Origin of the sequence: Nostoc sp. DedSLP03 (assembly GCF_034530815.1) — a bacterium.
In the GTDB taxonomy this organism is placed as follows: Bacteria; Cyanobacteriota; Cyanobacteriia; order Cyanobacteriales; family Nostocaceae; genus Nostoc.
The window spans coordinates 24,354-41,842 of sequence record NZ_JAVRCK010000020.1 but is presented as its reverse complement, the minus strand read 5'-3'; the positions used below and the strand labels follow the sequence as shown (position 1 = coordinate 41,842).

General features: G+C 41.1%; 18 protein-coding genes. 4 read left to right on the top strand and 14 right to left on the bottom strand.

Annotated features, from left to right (window positions below; genetic code table 11):
• Nucleotide 1 precedes the first annotated feature (1 nt).
• From RM368_RS12265 to gvpN, 9 genes are all read right to left on the bottom strand, one after another.
• The gene (locus tag RM368_RS12265; RefSeq protein WP_322694305.1) at nucleotides 2–1,408 is read right to left on the bottom strand and encodes a response regulator; all 1,407 of its coding nucleotides are present in this window, start codon (nucleotides 1,406–1,408) and stop codon (nucleotides 2–4) included.
• A 432-nt stretch (nucleotides 1,409–1,840) separates the two neighbouring features.
• Complete coding sequence (locus RM368_RS12260) at nucleotides 1,841–2,536, bottom strand: gas vesicle protein GvpC (protein WP_322694304.1); 696 nt, start codon at nucleotides 2,534–2,536, stop codon at nucleotides 1,841–1,843.
• A 75-nt stretch (nucleotides 2,537–2,611) separates the two neighbouring features.
• Nucleotides 2,612–2,833, bottom strand: coding sequence for a gas vesicle structural protein GvpA (gene gvpA, locus RM368_RS12255; protein ID WP_163931998.1), 222 nt, complete (start codon nucleotides 2,831–2,833; stop codon nucleotides 2,612–2,614).
• Nucleotides 2,834–3,073: 240 nt separating this feature from the next.
• Entirely contained in the window at nucleotides 3,074–3,763 is a 690-nt protein-coding gene (locus tag RM368_RS12250; RefSeq protein ID WP_322694303.1) for a GvpL/GvpF family gas vesicle protein, read from the bottom strand.
• 107 nt (nucleotides 3,764–3,870) lie between these two features.
• Nucleotides 3,871–5,700, bottom strand: coding sequence for an AAA family ATPase (locus RM368_RS12245; RefSeq protein ID WP_322694302.1), 1,830 nt, complete (start codon nucleotides 5,698–5,700; stop codon nucleotides 3,871–3,873).
• Between the two features lie 110 nt (nucleotides 5,701–5,810).
• A complete protein-coding gene (locus RM368_RS12240; protein ID WP_322694301.1) occupies nucleotides 5,811–6,581 on the bottom strand; it encodes a GvpL/GvpF family gas vesicle protein in 771 nt (256 codons plus the stop codon).
• A 143-nt stretch (nucleotides 6,582–6,724) separates the two neighbouring features.
• Nucleotides 6,725–7,159 carry a gas vesicle protein K gene (locus tag RM368_RS12235; protein ID WP_322694300.1) on the bottom strand — a complete coding sequence of 145 codons (435 nt, stop codon included), beginning with the start codon at nucleotides 7,157–7,159 and terminating at the stop codon, nucleotides 6,725–6,727.
• Nucleotides 7,146–7,496: a gas vesicle protein gene (locus RM368_RS12230; protein WP_322694299.1), complete on the bottom strand. Its 351-nt coding sequence runs from the start codon at nucleotides 7,494–7,496 to the stop codon at nucleotides 7,146–7,148. Before RM368_RS12230 ends, RM368_RS12235 begins: the two co-directional genes overlap by 14 nt.
• The gene (gene gvpN, locus RM368_RS12225) at nucleotides 7,493–8,662 is read right to left on the bottom strand and encodes a gas vesicle protein GvpN (protein WP_322694298.1); all 1,170 of its coding nucleotides are present in this window, start codon (nucleotides 8,660–8,662) and stop codon (nucleotides 7,493–7,495) included. The genes RM368_RS12230 and gvpN overlap by 4 nt, the downstream gene beginning before the upstream one ends.
• Before the next feature lie 213 nt (nucleotides 8,663–8,875).
• Between gvpN and RM368_RS12220 the strand changes: the two genes are divergently transcribed.
• Both RM368_RS12220 and RM368_RS12215 read left to right on the top strand, forming a co-directional pair.
• The gene (locus RM368_RS12220) at nucleotides 8,876–9,127 is read left to right on the top strand and encodes a gas vesicle protein GvpG (RefSeq protein ID WP_099068605.1); all 252 of its coding nucleotides are present in this window, start codon (nucleotides 8,876–8,878) and stop codon (nucleotides 9,125–9,127) included.
• Nucleotides 9,128–9,243: 116 nt separating this feature from the next.
• Complete coding sequence (locus tag RM368_RS12215; protein ID WP_322694297.1) at nucleotides 9,244–9,561, top strand: hypothetical protein; 318 nt, start codon at nucleotides 9,244–9,246, stop codon at nucleotides 9,559–9,561.
• A 50-nt stretch (nucleotides 9,562–9,611) separates the two neighbouring features.
• Here RM368_RS12215 and RM368_RS12210 read toward each other — a convergent pair whose 3' ends face one another.
• The 3 genes from RM368_RS12210 to RM368_RS12200 form a co-directional block, all read right to left on the bottom strand.
• The gene (locus tag RM368_RS12210) at nucleotides 9,612–10,136 is read right to left on the bottom strand and encodes a DUF1016 domain-containing protein (RefSeq protein ID WP_322694296.1); all 525 of its coding nucleotides are present in this window, start codon (nucleotides 10,134–10,136) and stop codon (nucleotides 9,612–9,614) included.
• Complete coding sequence (locus tag RM368_RS12205; protein WP_322694295.1) at nucleotides 10,063–10,569, bottom strand: DUF1877 family protein; 507 nt, start codon at nucleotides 10,567–10,569, stop codon at nucleotides 10,063–10,065. Before RM368_RS12205 ends, RM368_RS12210 begins: the two co-directional genes overlap by 74 nt.
• 139 nt (nucleotides 10,570–10,708) lie before the next feature.
• Nucleotides 10,709–11,032, bottom strand: a complete 324-nt coding sequence (locus RM368_RS12200; protein WP_322694294.1) for a hypothetical protein — start codon at nucleotides 11,030–11,032, stop codon at nucleotides 10,709–10,711.
• 253 nt (nucleotides 11,033–11,285) lie between these two features.
• Between RM368_RS12200 and RM368_RS12195 the strand changes: the two genes are divergently transcribed.
• Complete coding sequence (locus tag RM368_RS12195) at nucleotides 11,286–11,729, top strand: DUF4279 domain-containing protein (protein WP_322694293.1); 444 nt, start codon at nucleotides 11,286–11,288, stop codon at nucleotides 11,727–11,729.
• A gap of 94 nt (nucleotides 11,730–11,823) precedes the next feature.
• Here RM368_RS12195 and RM368_RS12190 read toward each other — a convergent pair whose 3' ends face one another.
• Together RM368_RS12190 and RM368_RS12185 are read right to left on the bottom strand one after the other, a co-directional pair.
• A complete protein-coding gene (locus tag RM368_RS12190) occupies nucleotides 11,824–12,099 on the bottom strand; it encodes a hypothetical protein (protein ID WP_322694292.1) in 276 nt (91 codons plus the stop codon).
• A gap of 45 nt (nucleotides 12,100–12,144) precedes the next feature.
• The gene (locus RM368_RS12185) at nucleotides 12,145–14,028 is read right to left on the bottom strand and encodes an ArsA family ATPase (RefSeq protein WP_322694291.1); all 1,884 of its coding nucleotides are present in this window, start codon (nucleotides 14,026–14,028) and stop codon (nucleotides 12,145–12,147) included.
• Between the two features lie 217 nt (nucleotides 14,029–14,245).
• On the opposite strand from RM368_RS12185, the gene RM368_RS12180 reads away from it, so the two are divergent.
• Nucleotides 14,246–17,482, top strand: coding sequence for an eIF2A-related protein (locus tag RM368_RS12180; protein ID WP_322694290.1), 3,237 nt, complete (start codon nucleotides 14,246–14,248; stop codon nucleotides 17,480–17,482).
• Nucleotides 17,483–17,489 lie beyond the last annotated feature (7 nt).

Genomic DNA, 17,489 nt, shown 5'->3' with positions numbered 1-17,489 from the left:
CCTAAACGCTTAAATACTTGTGCAGCATATTAAGTACTTTTTCTGCCTCTACGGGTTTACCCAAAAAGTCAGTTGCCCCTACTAATTTTGTTCGCATCCGATCTACTATTCCATCTTTCCCCGTTAAGATGACAACCGGCACATCTTTAAGACTTGGAGTTTTACGGATTTGAGAACAAATTTCATAGCCATTCACTTTTGGCATCAAAAGATCCAAAAAAATGAAGTCGGGCTTGCTTTTAATTAGCTTTAAAACTGCCGTTAAGGAATCTTGAATGCCAACAAAGCGGTAACCTTGTTGGCTGAGAATTTCCTCTAAACTGCGACAGATTACCGGGCTATCATCCACACACGCTACTAAAGGTCTTGAGGCATCAATAATTGCTTTGCTAGCTGCTGGAGGGGCAGTTTGTATAACAGTGTTCTCTTCTGTATTCCGTGAAGAATTGGGATGATTAACTGTACTAGACGGACTGACAATTTGTTTGCTAGTCGCTGGGAGAGCAACTTGTATAACAGTGTTCTCTTCTGTATTCCGTGAAGAATTGGGATGATTAACTGTACTAGACGGACTGACAATTTGTTTGCTAGCCGCTGGGGTTGCAACTTGTATAACAGTGTTCTCTTCTGTCTTGGGTGAAGAATTAAGATTATTAACTGCACTGGACTGGTTGCCAGTTTCTTGAATCCCAACCTTCCTGGGGCTTGGAGTGGGTGAAAAAGCGATCGCCCCTGTTTTTATCAATGGCATCAAGAACCGGGTCAAAGCTAAGACATCCCGATTGGTTTTTTGCCCTAGACCTCGTAAAGTTTTTGTGCCATCAACTAAAGCAATAATCTGTTTAGCGGATGCTTGTCCTTGGAGTAGTTCAAGTTTGTCAATGACAGGATATAAATTAGGCGAGTAACTTGCCAATCCTGCATCTCGCCATTCTTGCCAGGCTTGTGTAGCTTGTTTTAAGACTTCCTCAGTTGGTAGTACAGCTAGGAGAAACCCTGGAACTGCACCAACAACAGTAGTAGGTGACAACTGCCCTGCTGGATTGTTGCCATTTCTTTTGGCTTCAACGTACTGGATGATATCAAACAGGACTTCAGCTATTAAGCTTGTAATCAGGCTAACAAGTTGTTGTTGTTCGATTAATTTTTGTTCTCGCAATTTACTAAGAATGCAATACTCGCGATAACTTTCCTGGGGAGAGACAAGTCCCTCCAACTTTGCCACATCCAGATTAGGACAGTATTGCGACAAGTGCCGTCGCCATCGCTCATCGGCATTAGAACCGCCACCCTGCCAAATTAATCGTCCTAAACGAAAATATAGCGTCCAAGTCGGCCCGTCCCTTGCTTCAAGATTCAGCCTACCTGTGAATAATTTAGTTTGAAGTTGCTCGATCAATTGATTCACAATGGATCGCACCTCCTTATATATCTTGAGTTTTGCATTTAGATTAGAATTTCTCAAACAATCAAGCTTACTAACCTCATTTTGCGATCGCCAATAGCACAGTTCAAAACCTCGATCGAGCTACCCCAGCTTGTTATATCCCTTTCCAATCCGAACATTTTGAAAGTTCAAAGCCGGAAGCTCGAACAAAGATTTAAGCTCTTTTTTTAATTAGAAACAAGTTATCTATATTACTTTTGCAACGTTACATATACTGAGACAATTGCTTGTCAATACAGACCTTAAAAAAAGATGGAAATTTTGAATACTACAAAGCATAGACCAGCTTTAATGCTTATCGATTGCGTACTATGCCGGCTTCAGGCAAAAGCCACAAGCGATCGCAAGAGCAGCTAGTCTGCAATTACAAAAAATGAGCTTGAATCCAGTTTGTCAAGAAATTGCTTGTTGCCGAATAAAGTATTGGCGATCGCGTTGTTCTAGTATCCCTTGCTTGATTAAGGAGCGCAGGATATCTATTGTTTGCACCCTGGTTAAGCCTATCACCTCTTCAATTTCTGTTAGAGTAGCTCCTTCAGCTTGCTGAATATATTGCTGCACTTTAGATTTAGTATCTGCATTCGATGTAGGCACTTTTCTAGTCATGGTATTGACGGAAGGACGAAAACCAGTAGCTTTAATTCCAGAACGAGATACTGACCATTTTGAAACCGTTGCCACTAATTTCTCTGTTTTAGGAGGAGGTGGGGAAACTGCTTGTTTGTGAGTGTCATCTCCCCAAACATTTTTATGTAAAATTGCCCGGAAATTTTGCAAATCTTGGAATAATGCCTGAGCCTTTGCTGACCGCTGTTGGCGGTATTCTTGTTGGCGTTGGCAAACATCTGTTTTTATTTGCAATATTTCTAATTGCCGTTCCACAATCTCTTGCTGAAATTGCTGCTGTTGTAACTTTCTATTGTTGTGAAGGCTGGTAACAAAATTGCTCAATTCTTGATGAAGCAAATCTGCTTGCAGCTGCAATTCTTGTTGAGTTAGCTGTTGCCACTGGTTAACTTGTTGACGGCGTTCAGCAGTTATTTGCAATCGCTCTTGTCGCTCTTGTTCCCATAAATTCTTGAGAGCCATCAGCTGAAATCTCCTATTTTGTTAACTAGAAATATTAAATAGGAGCCATGAAGACTCCCTTTTTCTAATATTGTGTTAAGCAGCAGATGGAACAGCAGCCTGAGATGTTAAACCAACTGCCTCGGCATATCTTAAGTAAGTTTCAACTGAAGCAATCACAATCCGAGCTTCTATTGATAGCAGTTCAATACCAACTAAAGAAACACGTACCCAAGCATCAACTACAATTCCTTTATCCAAAATGCGGTCAATAACTTCAGCCAAACTTGAAGATGAGTTAACTTTTTCAACAGCCATTTTCTTTTCCTCTCACAACTCTAATTATTTATTTCATCTTGCTCCGATTGAGCAGTAGGTAAAACTTACACAATGTGTTTTATTCTTCCTGAGTTTAGTGTTCCCAAAAATTTGAGATAAATATAATAAAATAAAAAAATACTAAAAAGTTAACAATATTTTTTTAGAAAAAAAATTAAATAAAAGATCGGCCCGTCTTTATTTTTTCTGGGAAAGTTATAATTATTATTTTTTATGAATTTATATGAGAGTATTTTTTAGAGAATGATAGGGTGGCAGAGGTTCGCTGAGTGCCAATTGCCAGTGCGAGCATTGTCCCTGCCAGAGGGAAAACTGCTGCGTACTGAGCGTTGAATCGTTGCGCTGTGCCAAAAAGTGGATTTGCCGCACATCTTGCTGTCGAGTTTCACAGATAACATTCGTATATGTTTTGAGAATTAGCTGGTGCAAGAGTTCCCACTGTTGGCATTGTTGTGCTTGAAATGCTTGCTGTGTTTGGTAGCGTTGTTTTTTCGCTAATAAATAGGCTTTTCCTCTAGCATCAATAGTGTCAGACTCATCAAGCAAACAACTGGGTGTCAATTTTAAAGTGTACTCAACTTTGTCTGCTAGCTGAGTTAGGGTTTCTAGATATTGCTCTTGGTGCTGTTCTAGATGATTCAGCAGTTTTTCTTGCGAGGTAAAACCGCTGCCAAAGCGTAGGGGAAGAAGGGGAGTTTGTTGAAAAAGTTCTCGAATTACGCGATCGTGGGTTAATACAGATTGAAGTAAACGCTCATCGGTTGCCTGTAATGCTTCCAGTGAGATTTCCGGCTCTACGATCGCGGCTAAACCAGAAGAGTAAACTAGTTCGGTATTCCTTTCCATTCCTACAGGTAGAACAAGCGGTGAGGCGGTGGGGACTAAAAGAGCATAGGCGTATATTGACATAAATTTGGGATACTTATTAAGTACATTAAATCAGTATAAATACTGGCTTTTTGCGTTTTTTCAAGTGCGGGTGTTTAGATCCCTGACTTCTTAAAGAAGTCGGGGATCTATAAGCCCTCATGGTGCTGATTAGCAAGCATTTGGTATGTAACTTGAAAATCATCATTGGTAATCTGAATCAGGCTGGAATCGCTTAATCCTTGGGCGCGGTATCGACGAATTGCGCTTAAAGCAGCTTGATTACTCAATAAAGCCAAGTCTGCGCCGTTCCAACCCTCGGTAACTGTCGCCCAGGTTTCTAAATCGACATCAACCAAGGGACGATCTAGATTGTGAACTCGTAAAATCGCTAATCGGCTGGCTCGATCTGGTAGATCGATTTTGATTTGTAAGTCCAATCTTCCGGCTCTAAGTAAGGCAGGATCGAGGGTTTCTGGACGATTGGTTGCTCCTACTAACAATACTTTCGGGCATTCATGCAATCCATCTAATTCGGTGAGCAGTTGCCCGACAACGCGATCGCTAACTCCAGAATCACCGCTGAATCGTCCTCGTGCTGGTGCTAGGGTATCAATTTCATCTACAAACACAACACAAGGTGCTGCTTGTCGAGCTTTGCTAAAAAGTTCTCTGACTGCTTGTTCTGCGGCTCCTACCCATCGGCTGAGTAATTCCGGGCCATTCACAGCAATAAAGTTGGCTCTAGCCTGGGAAGCGATCGCTTTTGCAAGTAATGTTTTTCCGGTTCCTGGCGGTCCCCACAACAGAATCCCACGGGGAGGCTTGGCTTTGGTTTGCTCGTATAGTTCGGGATATAGGAGTGCGCCCTCTACAGATTCTTGAAGTTTTTGTTTAACATCCTCCAAACCACCAATGTCATCCCAACTGACACTCGGTGCTTCAACTGCTACAGACCTGAGAACAGAGGGTTTTATCTCTTTAATTGCTTCGAGAAAATCCTGCTGGATGACAGTCATGTTCTCAGGAATGGAACTGTTGAGCGAGGGGACTTGACGACGCAGGGCAATGTAAGCTGCTTTTTGACAAAGAGCTTTGATATCCGCACCGACAAAACCGACAGCCAAATCAGCGATCGCTCCTAAATCAACCGCAGTCTCCAAGGGCATGGCACTTGTTAAAATCGTGAGTATTTCCAATCGTCCATTGCGATCGGGAACGCGAAAATGAACTTCGCGATCGAAGCGTCCCGGACGACGCAGTGCCGGATCGAGATAATCGGGACGGTTTGTTGCTGCTAGTACGAGTACGCCCTCGGTTTTGGCAAACCCATCCATTAACCCAAGCAACTGCGCCACTAGTCTTTTTTCAACTTCACCTTCTACTTGGCTGCGATCTGGGGCAAGGCTGTCAATTTCATCAATAAATATTAGGCAGGGAGCAGAACGAGTTGCTTTCTCAAAAATGCTTCGCAAACGAGCTTCAGCTTCCCCGTAATACTTGCTCATTACCTCCGGCCCATTGATGGCAATGTAGTTTAACTCTAACTCTTCTGCCAAAACACGGGCTGTTAAAGTTTTTCCCGTACCGGGCGGGCCAACTAGCAAAACCCCACGCAGAGGCTCTAAGCCTAGTTTCGCTAATAAGTCTGGACGTTTTAGGGGAATTTCGACTAACTCTCTGATTTCCTTGAGAACATCACCCAAGCCGCCGACACCTTGCCAAGAAGCTTTTGAGTTCTTGTTAGCTGATGGGGTGGTGACATCATCAGCATTATCCATTGGTGTAGCTGCATCGGTGGAATTAGATCGAACTCGGCTGGAACTAGTTTTTCTCGGAATATTGCCTTGCCGGGGAATACTACTGAGATTATGAGACCGAATTTCAATAGAAGTTTTTAACTCCCCTTTCTCTACTTTTTCTTCTAAAGCTTTGGCAATTTCTAATAGCTGTTCAAATCCTTTAAATATGTCGTCCATTGATTTTACTTAAATAAAAGGCAGAAAAAATTAATTCCCAAAAAAATTAAAATTTTCAATAATTTTTGATTTTCAATTTTTATTGCTGTTCAACAGTGAAAAAAATTAATTCAGTTGGAAACCAATAATCGAAGACGAGCAAAGTTAAAGGGGGCAGTGAAATTGTTGTAGCGAATTCGCAAACGGTCTTCAAATTGACGATCGAGTGCTTCAACGTGTTCGCTAAATTGTGATTCTGCTTCCCAAGGAATTAGGTAGGCTGCATTGTAGATCATTGTGTCCATTTGGGGAGTATTTTCCACCATATCGATCGCAATGGAGTTGAGCGTGCCTTGAAATACATCTATGATGCCTTGCTTGCGATCGCTCATTCCCTGTTCGATGGCTTGCCCTATTTGGATCGCTTGCTCCATACTCAAGGGTTGACCCACTAGCTTATCCCTTTGAGTTTTGAGATTTGGATGTTCTGCTAACAATCCCTGAATTTCTGCCTCAGTATCCCAAAAAACTTTGACACTAACTTCTCGACAACCCGATAACTTCGCAAGCAATTGCGTCAATTCTTCTTGATGAGGACGAATTAATTGCTCTGAAACCGTTTCCCAGCTTGAAATCAAAAGTCCAAATTGCATGGGCAGTAAATTGCGTTGGCGTAGCCCGTCGTAGACATCGCCTGCTTCCATGATGTCCTCAAGGACTTTCTCATGACTTAGCAGGTTACGACGGCTTGCCAAATAACGCTCTTGCTGTGCTTCGGAGTAGATGACTGCAAAACCATCCAAAATTTTAATTTGTACGGGTTGCCGATCTAACCCTTCTAAATTTAAATTTTCTGGAGCAGGCAAGGTCAGAATTCCATAAATGTAAAAGCCGTAACTCATAACAATGTATTACCAAGAAGAATGTAGATAAAAAAGTTACACAAAATGGATAGCAAGTATTGTTTGAAATTCTTGGAATACCTTCCTAGCAAAGGCTTTTAATCCAAAATCCAAAATCCAAAATCTAAAATCCAAAATTGGTATTACAGGGGTTTAGAGGTGAGTACTAGTCTTAACTTGGCATGAATTAAGTTTAATTGAGCCAGTCCTAAGTCTAAGTCACCTTCAACCACTACGCCTGTATTTAATAGGCGATCAAGGAGTTCTAGAATAGAGGGTTGACTAGAGGTTTCGCCAGGGTAATATCCTCCAGATTGGGGAAGTAAAGTTCCTATTTCACCCAAGTTAATATTTAGATCGGCTGGGTCAATATCAAAGACTTCACAAAGCTGAATAACCTGTTTTTCAAGCTGTCGCAGGCTTTCGGCAGCCCGATCTAACTCAGAGTCGCTGAGGTTGCCAGCATCCATGCGCCGGATTACCTGAGCTTCCATGAGTTGGCGTATCAGTTCCACAACCGTCAGTAACAACGGTGCTAAACCGGAATCGGAACCTTTTGATTTGCTAATCGCCTGCATTCTGATGATTAATAGGATTGAGTGCTTTGAGCGATCGCAGTTCTGTTTCTAGACTGGCAACACGCTCTTGAAGTTGTTGATTAGTTGTTAATAAGGTGCGAGCTTGACTATTAAGATAGGGGTCGCTCTCCCACCAGTTAATTCCAATCTCTTTGGCTTTATCAACAGAAGAAATCAACAAACGAATTCGGATGTTGAGCAGTTCTGTGGAGCCGACAGAAACAGAAATATCTCCTGCAATCACAATGCCTTTATCCAAAACCCGTTCGAGAATATCTGCCAAGGTAGAACCTTGAGTTGATGTGGTGATTGCTCCCCGATTAGTATTAGTACTCATTTCTTTATTAAATGGCCAGAATCAAAAGCCACTTGTGATATGTTTGGCAGTTCAGTGCCTTGCATTTGCAATAATACTCCTTGCTCTCTGAGAGACTTGAGTGCAGCTACAATTTGACTGCGATCGATCCCTAATTCTGCTGCCAAATCAGAGAAACGCTTTCCCGGAGACTTGCACAAGTAGTTGTAAACTTCATACTCGTAAGGTACTCGCTGTTCCAATACAATCTGATTTTGGCTGTCTGGTATTATCTCTTCTACCGATTGAGATTGAGTATTTGTACTATGATACAATTCACGCAAAACCTCTTCCAGTAGCCGAGTTGCTTCCATACGAGGTTGATTTGTGCGAGTAAGCAGGATATCGGCACAAATATCTTGAAAGTTAGGCTCTTCAAAGTTTACAGAAATTTCGTGTTCGTGGCAGATTCTAGCAATCATCAGACAGGAACGTAACCCACCGCCTTGTCCAGAGCCAGATCGACTCCAAAACATCCGCACTAAGCGCACGATTTTGTCTGCTTTCTCAGAATCTATGCCTGTTTTCTGAATTACAATTTCCTGCTGAGTTAGTTCATCAGGTGGAGGCATATCGATGGTAATAACACGATCCATCAAAGCATCCTGAGTTGCATGGACTCCACAATACTCTTGAGGATTTGATGTTAAGATTGCCCGAAACTTAGGATGAACCCGAATATACTCGGCTCGCTGTTGGTTTGTTGGCAATACTAACAACCTCTCTTCAAGTACGGAGAGTAAAACGTTATTTACCTCCGGGTGCGATCGATTGAATTCGTCGTAAACCAGCGTAAATCCTTCTTTACAAGCTAGGGTTAATCGTGCATCAACCCAGTGTTGTCGGAGTTCATCCTCAACTTTGACAACGCTGTGGATGAAGTTATCGACAACCTTTTTGCGGGTGTAACCTAATTGATTACCAATCAAGTCTGAGGTTTTAAACTCGTCATCTCCAAATAAGAGAATGATAGGCTGGTTGAGCAAATCAGCTAGATGCATTGCCAGGGTAGTTTTTCCAACTCCGGCCGCACCTCGTAAATGTACCGAAAAACCTGACTGTAGATAGCGCAAAGCACGTTGAGCGACGCGTTGAACAGCAGGGGTATTGACAAATCGCTGGGGAGATGCATTTAATACTGTTGTCAAGCTCTAAGTACCTCCTAAATAGTAATTTTCTAAAAAAAGTGATTTTTTGTACATCGGATATATAAAATACGGATGTCAATAAGCTTTAATTGGACTCAAATCCAACGCATTTTGGCATCAACATAAGACTAGTAATGTTTTATATTTATGTCATCAGCATGATTACGGTCTTACGAGGACAGCTTTCATAAATCCACACGAGTGTAAACTGATATGGTTCTGCGCTTTTTACTATTACCGATTACTGGCCCATTAATGGGGGTAACGTGGCTTGGGGAAAAAATTTTAGAACAAGCAAGTACTGAAATTGATGATAAAGAAAATCTCAGCAAGCAGCTTCTTGCACTGCAACTTGCTTTTGATATGGGAGAAATTCCCGAAGAAGAGTTTGAAATTCAGGAAGAAGCTCTTTTATTAGCGATTCTAGAAGCAGAAAAGCAGGAACGCGATCGCACACAAGAGTAAGGCAGGAGGGAGAAGAGGAACTACACCCCCGAACGCGAGGCTTTTTTCATCGAATTTAATCTGTGATGTGTGGATGGGAGAAAATATAAGTATTGCGATTCTGAATATAATCAGCCATGACTGAAACCAAACCCACTCGTACCGCACGCAGGGGACGAATATTCCCTGAAATTCAGTGGAATGAAGAACAAAAAGCACGACGTTCAGGCGAACGCGAGGCTTTTTACCAACGTTGTAAACCTATTTTTGAGCGAGTCAAATCAGAATTAATTGAAACTCACTACAACTGGTTTATTGCAGTTGAACCGGATAGTGGAGAATATTTTGTTGATAAAGATTTAGAAGTAGTTTCATTACGGTGTCGCAAACAGCATCCAGGCAAAATACACTATGCTTTTCGGATTAATGAGTCTGGGGCTTGCGGCACAGTATAATGATGAGTTTAAAAAATATTCGAGCAAGCATTGTAGATTAACCTACACTACTACTCCTTTTCTTCATTATCTACTTCTACAGACAAATTCTCCAATTCTGCTTCCAACTGCTCAATAGTTGGTAAATTTGTTTGTAACTCTTTGGGCAGTGATTTAGTAAGTTTAGTTTGCCATTCAGCAATACCAATTGGTTTATTGACATCACGCAGTGCATACTCAGCAATAATATTATCCTTACTTGCACACAAAATTAAACCAATTGAAGGACTATCTAGAGGAGATTTAAGTAAATCATCTACAGCCGAGAGATAAAAATTAATTTTTCCTGCATACTCAGGTTTAAATTTACCTGTTTTCAGTTCAATTACTACAAAACAATGTAATTTTACATGATAAAAAAGCAGGTCTATATAAAAATCTTCATTTCCAACTTTTAAATTATATTGCTGTCCAACAAAGGCAAATCCTATACCTAATTCTAAAAGAAATTGGGTAATATGTTTAACAAGCTCTTTTTCTATTTCTCGTTCTTGTGCTGCTTCTCCTAAAGTTTGGTTGCAATTTTTCCAAACCACCAATAATTTTACGGCGCTCTGCACTAGCGAATTGGGTCAGAGCATTCCAACGTGATACTAAATCTTCTTGGGCAATTTGAGACAAAGCCTGAGCAAGTTCCTTAACCTGTTCAACTGTCAAAAAAGATGCTATGAGTCCATGAGAACGTAATGATTTCAACCATTTTCCGCCAGCTAAAGCATCGACTAGCAGCACGTTTCCATAGTTGGGTATTGATATTTCGTTAACTAAGAACTTGGACTCACTGAACCATGCTGCTGAAAAGTCTGTTGAACCAGTAAGCAGAAAATATAATATCTCTGTCAGACCATTTTCAAGACTAAAGGAGTCATCGGCTTCACCCTCATAATTCTCATTCCATTGAATCAATTTTGATTCAATGTCGTTGAGTTTGTCATAATCAATTTTTAGAAGATTCAGTTCAATAGACATTAATCCTCCTAAATACTAAAAGCTGAAGATTTAAATTTAAGCAATGTTACCCCAATGTCGTCTTCACCATATAATCCGACATAAAAGGGCGATCGCTGTATTAATGTTTTATATTAGTATTGAAACAGTATAGACCAAACTACTCACAAGATAACCCTGGAAAGCCACGTCCTTCTAGCCAACTATAATTATTAATTAAATTTGTAATAGCTTGCCGAATTGAATCAGAGTTAAAATTGCGTACTACAATATCTGGCAAGATAGCTACTTGTTTATCTATCCAATCAAGATTGTTAATCTGATTGTGGAGGTAATTTTCACTCCAGATGTTAAGACTAATCCGCGAACCATCAGGATAGTATATTATTGCATTACAGAACTCGTCATCTAAATTCTGCTTTTCCGTTACATCATATTCATCAAGCTCAATCCATATCTCAAATTCCTTAATTGAATCACTCATTTAATTTTTAAGTATCATTACAAAATCTGAGTACTTTCTACTTGTTTACAATCTAACTTGTTAACTTGTAAACATTTGAATTATATTGCACTTCCCTGGTTTGGCAACAGAACATTAAACCCACAGAACTATGACAAGGCTTGAATTAAAAAATCATCAAGTTTGGCAAGATTTAACTGAAATATTACAAAATTTAGATGCAAACTGAAATTGCAGCATAAAGAGCTTTTATTAAAGGTAAGAATTAATCAGTATGGAAGATTTACTTATCCTTGGATGTTCAGTTGACAAAACCTCGGTCTGTCTTGCTATCTATGGTGAAGATTTAAATCCTGATGAGATTTCTAAGATTTTGAGTTGTCAACCAACTAAAGCTCATCTTCGTGGTGCTAGAAAAAGTCTTAATTATAAATATGGTTCCTACAAACAAGGAGCTTGGCTGCTGAAATTACAAGGATCTGCACCCATAACAGCAGACAAACTAATCATAGATTTGCTTTCGTGTGTACCAACAAATCCTATTCTTTGGCAAGAACTATCAGAAATTTATGATGTTCAAGTAAGAATTGGCATCCACATGAAAGGATGGAACAAAGGTTTTAATCTTACTGCACACACTGTTCAGCGCATATCTAAATTAGGGGCATCAATGGTATTTGATATTTACGCCTATGATGAAGAAGAAGATAATGTTTAGTTGAATATGTAAATGTAATAAACAGACTTTCAATTAAAACAGCCCCGACCTTGCAAGGAAGTTGCGAAGAATAGGCAAGCTGAAATCTTAGTACTTAGTATTCCAAGGTTATGGTGTTGAATTTTGGTGTATTATCCTCATTTGCTTGCTGATGGGCGGTGTCTTCTTCAGCAATGATTTGACTATTTAAAATAGCAAGACGCTGCTGAATCTGATGTCGGCGTGCTTCGAGTTTCTGTAGTTCCTGCTCTAAACGCTCTTTTTCCAACATCATTTTGTAAGCATTTAAGTAAACTCTTGCTTGCGAACGTTGAGGAGGCATTGAGCTAAGTTTGGCTTGAATTTGTCCGCGATTTGGAGTGCGATGCATAATAAATTTCTCTTTAGGTATGAAAGTATTTAGTCTAATTAGTCTTTAAAATAAACAGGCTGCTGCTGCTTGGATGCGTTCTAAAGGCTGAACTGAGCGAGGAAGCACTGGTAAGCGAACCATTGTTAAACCTGGAAAATCGCAATTAATGGTTGCTGTAGAAGTAAAGCGGTTTAGAACAAGGTAATTCTGGCTTACACCTATTTCTTGCAGAGATTTGAACAAGCGTTGTTGTTCGGCAAGTACGCTAGCCTGGTTAAGTGTAACCCCAATGAACTCTGCTTGTTGTGGGTCTTTTAGCACTTTTTGGGCTTTGACGACGCGCTGTCGCAAAGTTCGCAAACGCCCCATAAACTCTGTACGACCAAGAACATTTTGATACTTGATCCAGAGTTTGAAAATCCAAGCTAGCCAGTCTGCTAGTGCAGTTGGCATTTCTAGAAAACGCAGAAGATGACCTGTAGGAGCAGTGTCTAAAATAATTAAGTCTTCTTCTTGTTGCTCTAGCAATTCCATTACTGTTAATAGGGAAAGCATTTCATCAATCCCTGGTAAAGCTTGCTCGACAATTTTGCGCCAAGCAACAGGAGCGTATGCCATTTCAATAGCTTCGCTTGTTTGGGTTTCGCCACTCATCATTTCGGCGAGTTCCCACAGGTAATCGGCTCTGAATTGCTCTAGAAGGCGATCGCTATCTACTTCCTGACCCCGAAGATTAGGAGTTATTTGATATGGTTCGTGTCCTAAACTCAGACCAAAGGCATCACCCAAGGAGTGGGCTGGATCGATAGAAACCATACGAATTTTGCGATCGCGATGTTGTTGAGCCATAGCCCAACCAATGGCAGCTGCTACTGTGGTCTTGCCTACTCCACCTTTACCGCCAATTAGTAACAGGCGGCGACCTTGGGTGAGAAAATCTCCAAAGCTAGGAGGAATTGTTTCAGGCCATTGAACTGGGAGTAGATCGATAGGAAATAGCGGTTCAAGCTGAGGAACATGGATTTGGTCGATCAGATGGCTGAGAGCTACAATCCCTAAAGGCTCTTTATCTTGCTGTGGCACGATAAAAATCGGCTTTCCGTTAGCAAGATCCGTATACTGACCGATGAGTGGTTGTTGTTCTTGGTAACGATCTGGGTCAGTCGCACTGGTAATAACTTGGTTGACAAACAATCCTCCGCAAGGCATCTGCATGGTTTGTAAGGCTTCTAGGAATCGTTTTGACTCCAACCAACTCATTGGTTCGGCGATCGCAACTAACAAACAAGCTGTATGCTTAGGATCTTGAAGCAGACGACGACCTTGGGAAAGTTCAGCTTTCAGGGTTTGCAAAAATTCGTCAGCGCGATCGGGTTTGTAACTCCCAGCAAAGGTCTTGCTAATATACCGATGCTTTTCTTGAAACAGTTCCAGAGAGTGGAGGAAAGTGTCTAAAAAATCCATCAATCCAAACAAGTTGAGAGTATGACCGCTAGGAGCCATATCCACTACTACTCGATCTACCTGCTGCTGGTTGAAAAGGCGTTGGATTTCTAACAAGCCCATCAACTCGTCCAGTCCAGGCCAATTTAAATCCCAAACTGGATGCAAGTCTTCTCCTTCAACAAAACTACCGCGCTCTACTAGCAGTTCTAACACCTGACCGTAACGTTCTTTAAACTTTTGTAGTAAAAGCTTTGCATCCAACGCCCTTACTTGTAGATTGGGTAGTTCCGCTATGGGACGAGGAATGTCATCAACGCTAACTTGTAAGACATCTCCAAGAGAGTGAGCCGGATCGGTTGAGATTAAAAGAATTTGCTCGTTGACAAATTTCTGCGCCCAACGATATGCAAAGGTGCAGGAGATTGTTGTTTTTCCGACTCCACCTTTGCCGCTAAACATCGCAAGGTGTAGGTTATCAAAAAGTTCCATCTCGTTTGTCATTTCCGGCGTTTTAGGACAAAGTTACTACATATTTTTGAAATTTACTTAAGTAATTTTGCTGAATCAAGCTATTTAAAACCTTAATTTTTTACGATTGGAGTCCCTGTGAACCAAGAATCCCCGAATTTATAATTCAGGGAGTGTCAAAAAGATTAGCTGAGGAACTATAACTGAGAGAAAGATTTAGCTAGGGGTGTCCAAAGGTAAGGAGATATAGATGGTTAACAGTTCTGAAAGCGATATAAATATTGGATATCATATCCAAGGTATTTCTGAATACAACTTTTTTTCTGACAGTCAATCTGAGGACATTCATCGTCGTCCAGTCAAAATAGACTCTCCCTACTTAGGATTAAAAACTTTTGAAATTAAAGATAAAGACAAATTTTTTGGTCGGGAGAAGTGGATTGCTGAGATTAGCGATCGCCTAAAACCAGATGATGCACTCTTGCTTTTAGGAGCAGCATACAGCGGCAAATCATCATTAATTTTGGCAGGTTTAATCCCTTATTTAGGATATCATAAAAATTCCTTAATTACTATAAGTTTTCAACCAGAAGAAAATCCTTTTAAATCTATTTATAAGTGTTTGGCTTTTACTTATGGAAAACAATCAAAAATAGCTGACATCTGTCGAGAAATCAGAGAAGATGCCCTAATTCAAATTGTTAGATTACTCAAACAAGATTATGAATGCATTCTGATTTTTATCGACCGATTTGAAGAACTGTTTACGAAAACTCAAAAACCGGAACGTGACAAATTTGTTGTTAGTCTCTTTCAATTGCTCCAGCAGCAGGATAGCTCTGTCAAAATTGTTTTAACAATGCGGTCTGATTTTTTGGATAAATTTAGCGAGTATCCGCAACTTGCGAAGATCCACGATCGCTATAGTTGTATACTCACTAGAATGAGCGATGACGAATTAAAGTTAGCGATCGCTGAACCTGCTGCTAGACATGGCGTTACCTTTGAACAAGGACTAATTGAGCAAATTATTGATGATTTTCACCAACAAAATGATTCTTTACCACTTCTGCAATACACTCTAGATGTACTTTGGAAAAGCGAAAATATTCAAAACCGGGTTCTGAAAATAGAGACTTATCAAGAACTAAAAGAGCAAATATTTAGTTATTTCAGCGAACAAGCTAATCAATTTATTAATCCTAGCGTTAGATGGCATGAGCCTGATTTGAAAGAAAAGGAACAAGAGATTCAAAAGTTAAACCTTGCACTGACTGAATTAAAACTGCGCGAACAATCCGCCAGGGTTTTGAATTTACTCCCCGTCCAACCGCTAGAGGGTTTGGTGTTGGCAATTCAAACAATGGGTGAGAATTTAGAGAAAAACCCAAACCAGCTTCTAGCTGCTGTTTTGGGAAGCTTAAAGGAAGCAACGAACACGCCTACAGAAGCAAATTGCTTACGCGGACACGAGCAAGAGGTTAATTGTCTAGCCTTTAGTCCTGATGGCAAGTTTATTGCCAGTGGCAGTAGCGATTCTACGATATGCTTGTGGAATATCACGGGCAATCCTACTGCTCAATTTTTGCTAGGACACGAGCAAGAGGTTAATTGTCTAGCCTTTAGTCCTGATAGCAAGTTTATTGTTAGTGGCAGTATTGACGGAATTTTGTGTTTATGGAATCTACAAGGTAATCTGATTACTCTACTGTGGCAGGGACATGAGGAAGGAGTTATTGCCGTCGCTTTTAGCTCAAATAGCGATTGTATTGTCAGTGTTGGTTTTGACGGAACAGTGTGTTTGTGGGATTTACAAGGTAACGCTATTACTCAACCTTGGCGCGGACACAAGGAAGGAGTGATTTCCGTTACCTTTAGTCCAAATAGCGATTCCATTATCAGTGTTGGTTTTGACGGAACGGTGTGTTTGTGGGATTTACAAGGTAATGCCATTACTCAACCCTGGCACAAACATGAGGCAAAAATTATTTGCGTCGCCTTTAGTCCCGATCGCAAGTTTATTATTAGTGGCAGTAGTGATTCTACAGTGCGGTTGTGGGACATCCAAGGTAATCCCATCGGTCAACCTTGGCGCGGGCATGAAGGACGGGTAAATTCTGTAGCGTTTAGCCCTGATGGTAAGTTTATTGTTAGTGGTAGCTGCGATCGCACAATCCGCTTGTGGAATATCAATGGCAACCCCGTAACTCAACCTTGGCGCGGACATGAAGGACAGGTTAATTCCCTAGCCTTTAGCCCCGATGGCAAGCTGATTATCAGTGGTGGCGATAAAACTGTGCGTTTGTGGGAGCTAGATCAAATATTACAAGATCGGGTCATCGGGCGATCGCAGCGCAAATATGAGAATTGGGTCAATTCTGTCGCCTTTAGCCCTGATGGCAAGTTTATTATCAGTGCCAACAATAATACTACAGTGCGCTTGTGGGATATGAACGGCAATCCTATTGGTGAACCTTGGCGCGGACATGAAAAAGAAGTGAATTCTGTCGCCTTTAGCCCTGATGGCAAACTGATTATCAGTGCCAGCAATGATTCTACAGTGCGCTTGTGGGATATGAACGGCAATCCTATTGGTGAACCTTGGCGCGGACATGAAAAAGAAGTGAATTCTGTCGCCTTTAGCCCAGATGGCAAGTTTATTATCAGCGCCAGTAATGATTCTACAGTACGCTTGTGGGATATTGACGGCAACCCCATCACCCAACCTTGGCGCGGACATGAAAAAGAAGTGAATTCTGTCGCCTTTAGCCCAGATGGCAAGTTTATTATCAGCGCCAGTAATGATTCTACAGTACGCTTGTGGGATATTGACGGCAACCCCATCACCCAACCTTGGCGCGGACATGAAAAAGAAGTGAATTCTGTCGCCTTTAGTCCAGATGGCAAGTTTATTATCAGTGCCAGCAATGATTCTACAGTGCGCTTGTGGGATATGAACGGCAATCCTATTGGTGAACCTTGGCGCGGACATGAAAAAGAAGTGAATTCTGTTGCCTTTAGCCCAGATGGCAAGTTTATTATCAGTGCCAGCAATGATTCTACAGTACGCTTGTGGGATATTGACGGCAATCCTATCACCCAACCTTGGCGCGGGCATGAGTATTGGGTAAATTCCGCAGCTTTTAGCCCTGATGGTAAACTGATTGTCAGTGGTAGTCTTGATGGAACAGTGCGCTTGTGGCGCTGTGGGTGGCAAGAGTGGTTGCAAGTTTGTTGCAACAGGTTACATTATCATCCCGTCTTTCAAAATCCTGAAAATGGTAGCGATCTAGAAATTGCCCACCAAACTTGTCAAAAATATGTATGGAATCCACAATGCCCTAAACAGTTGAACAACCAAGGTGAGCAAAAAGAGAAAGCGTTTTCAGTAGCTTTGGAGCACTTCAACCAAGCAGTTCAACTTAATTTTACATCGCACTGGAAACATCGCTTTGCTTGGCAATCATTACCGACAGAGAACCAATAACTCGACC

What these genes read in the sequence shown, in the direction of transcription:
- RM368_RS12260 (WP_322694304.1), bottom strand. Translation starts at nt 2,536, where the DNA reads ATGGCTCTCAAGAATTTATGGGAACAAGAGCGACAAGAGCGATTGCAA.
- gvpA (WP_163931998.1), bottom strand. Translation starts at nt 2,833, where the DNA reads ATGGCTGTTGAAAAAGTTAACTCATCTTCAAGTTTGGCTGAAGTTATT.
- RM368_RS12250 (WP_322694303.1), bottom strand. Translation starts at nt 3,763, where the DNA reads ATGTCAATATACGCCTATGCTCTTTTAGTCCCCACCGCCTCACCGCTT.
- RM368_RS12245 (WP_322694302.1), bottom strand. Translation starts at nt 5,700, where the DNA reads ATGGACGACATATTTAAAGGATTTGAACAGCTATTAGAAATTGCCAAA.
- RM368_RS12240 (WP_322694301.1), bottom strand. Translation starts at nt 6,581, where the DNA reads ATGAGTTACGGCTTTTACATTTATGGAATTCTGACCTTGCCTGCTCCA.
- RM368_RS12235 (WP_322694300.1), bottom strand. Translation starts at nt 7,159, where the DNA reads ATGCAGGCGATTAGCAAATCAAAAGGTTCCGATTCCGGTTTAGCACCG.
- RM368_RS12230 (WP_322694299.1), bottom strand. Translation starts at nt 7,496, where the DNA reads ATGAGTACTAATACTAATCGGGGAGCAATCACCACATCAACTCAAGGT.
- RM368_RS12220 (WP_099068605.1), top strand. Translation starts at nt 8,876, where the DNA reads ATGGTTCTGCGCTTTTTACTATTACCGATTACTGGCCCATTAATGGGG.
- RM368_RS12215 (WP_322694297.1), top strand. Translation starts at nt 9,244, where the DNA reads ATGACTGAAACCAAACCCACTCGTACCGCACGCAGGGGACGAATATTC.
- RM368_RS12205 (WP_322694295.1), bottom strand. Translation starts at nt 10,569, where the DNA reads ATGTCTATTGAACTGAATCTTCTAAAAATTGATTATGACAAACTCAAC.
- RM368_RS12200 (WP_322694294.1), bottom strand. Translation starts at nt 11,032, where the DNA reads ATGAGTGATTCAATTAAGGAATTTGAGATATGGATTGAGCTTGATGAA.
- RM368_RS12195 (WP_322694293.1), top strand. Translation starts at nt 11,286, where the DNA reads ATGGAAGATTTACTTATCCTTGGATGTTCAGTTGACAAAACCTCGGTC.
- RM368_RS12190 (WP_322694292.1), bottom strand. Translation starts at nt 12,099, where the DNA reads ATGCATCGCACTCCAAATCGCGGACAAATTCAAGCCAAACTTAGCTCA.
- RM368_RS12185 (WP_322694291.1), bottom strand. Translation starts at nt 14,028, where the DNA reads ATGACAAACGAGATGGAACTTTTTGATAACCTACACCTTGCGATGTTT.
- RM368_RS12180 (WP_322694290.1), top strand. Translation starts at nt 14,246, where the DNA reads ATGGTTAACAGTTCTGAAAGCGATATAAATATTGGATATCATATCCAA.